General features: G+C 67.8%; 2 protein-coding genes. Both read left to right on the plus strand.

Annotation, left to right across the window (positions count from 1 at the left end; translation table 11 throughout):
- Nucleotides 1-413: 413 nt before the first annotated feature.
- Nucleotides 414-998 carry a prepilin peptidase gene (locus ACEN88_RS30845; RefSeq protein ID WP_413345864.1) on the plus strand — a complete coding sequence of 195 codons (585 nt, stop codon included), beginning with the start codon at nt 414-416 and terminating at the stop codon, nt 996-998.
- A gap of 25 nt (nt 999-1,023) precedes the next feature.
- Nucleotides 1,024-1,776 (plus strand): Flp pilus assembly protein CpaB (gene cpaB, locus ACEN88_RS30850; RefSeq protein WP_413345866.1); only part of this gene is annotated, 753 nt, incomplete at its 3' end.

Genomic DNA, 1,776 nt, shown 5'->3' on the forward strand with positions numbered 1-1,776 from the left:
GCCGTGCACACGTCGGCCGTGCCGGCGCAGCGCGCGATCAGCGCCGGCCGGCGGTCGATCATCGCGTTCCAGATCTGCCGCGCGCCATCGTAGTCCGGGTCGCCCGGCTGCAGCAGCGGCCCTCTCAGCGCCGTCCGCAGGCCGTCGACCACTTCGTTCTTCAAGCCCGTCATGTCGTCCTCCCCATGTCCCCGCCTCCTTGCAGCATAGGAGACCGCGCGGACGTTGCAAGGAAGCTGGACCATGAAACTAGTCGTTCCGTACTGGGTTTGCCACGCATAAACAGGAGGTTTGTCTAGCGAAACCGGGACACTCGGCTGATGCCCGCGAATTTCTCTATCGATAGACTTGTTCCCAAGCATTGACACTAAGAAAACTAATATCTGGTCTGAGTCACGCAGGGAGCAAACAACATGAATGAGCTCGACGCCTTTCTCGCACTCGCCGGCATGCTGGCGACGAATCCCCGCACGGTGGTGTTGTTCGTGCTGCTCGTGGTGGCCGCCGTGCTGGACGTGCGCCACCAGCGCATCCCCAACTGGCTGACGATGGGCGGCCTGGCCTTCGGCCTCGGCTACAGCGTGTTCGTGCCGTTCTGGGGCGACCACGGCATCCTGTGGGCGCTGGCCGGCGCCGGCGCCGGCTTCGCCGTCCTGTTTCCGCTGTGGCTGCTTCGCCTCACGGGCGCAGGCGACGTCAAGCTGATGGCGATGGCCGGTTCGCTGCTCGGCCTGCAGGCCATCCCGCTCGCCCTGATCGGCTCCTTTGCCGCCGGCGGCGCGTGCGCCATCGCCTTTGCGCTGGCCCACCGCAACCTGCGCGTCATGCTGGGCAACGTCATGCGGATCCTGCACCTGGGCGGCATCGCGGTGGCGGCCGGCGTTCCCGTCCGGATCGCGACGACGGGCTACGGTTCCGTCGGCAGGCTGCCGTACGGCGTCCCCCTCGCGCTGGGCACCATCACGACGACCGTCGCCGCGCACTTCGGTTTCCTCTGACTTCCGACACGACTCCGGTGACATCATGAAAAACGTCAAGGCATTCGCCCTGCTGCTGGTCGCAGCCGTCCTCGGCCTCGTGGCCGCCCTCTACGCCAACAACTGGGTCGACCGGCACAACAAGGTCGCGGCCAACAAGGTGGTCGTCGCCACCGTCGACATTCCGGCCGGCAGCCGGCTCGAACCGGAAATGCTGACGACGATCGACTGGCCCGCCACCGCGCTGCCGACAGGCGCGGTGGCCGATCCCGCCGCGCTGAAGGCCCGCGTCGTCAAGCTGGACGTGGTGCGCGGCGAGGCCATCATCGACGGCAAGCTGGCCCCGGCCGGCACGATGGGCGGCCTGTCCGCCGTCATCGCCGAGGGCAAGCGGGCGATGACGGTGCGCGTCAACGACGTCGTCGGCGTGGCCGGCTTCGCCCTCCCCGGGAACTACGTCGACATCCTCGTCCACGCCCAGCGCGACGAGGGCAAGGGCGAGACGAAGCCGATCAGCAAGACGGTGCTCGAACATGTGCTCGTGCTGGCCGTGGCGCAGGAAGCAGGCCGCGACGACACCAAGCCGAAGGTCGTCAACGCCGTCACGCTCGAGCTGTCGCTGGCCGACTCGGAAAAACTCGACCTGGCCCGCAGCATCGGCACCCTGTCGCTCGCCCTGCGCAACCAGTCGGACGAAGCGACCGTCAGCACAGCCGGCATCACCCGCACCGAACTGCTGGGCGAGCCGAAAGTCTTCAAGACCGCGGCGCCCGTCCGCGTGACGCCGCCCCGGCCGCGA

The organism is Massilia sp. CT11-108, from assembly GCF_047302915.1.
GTDB lineage: Bacteria > Pseudomonadota > Gammaproteobacteria > Burkholderiales > Burkholderiaceae_D > Telluria > Telluria orientalis.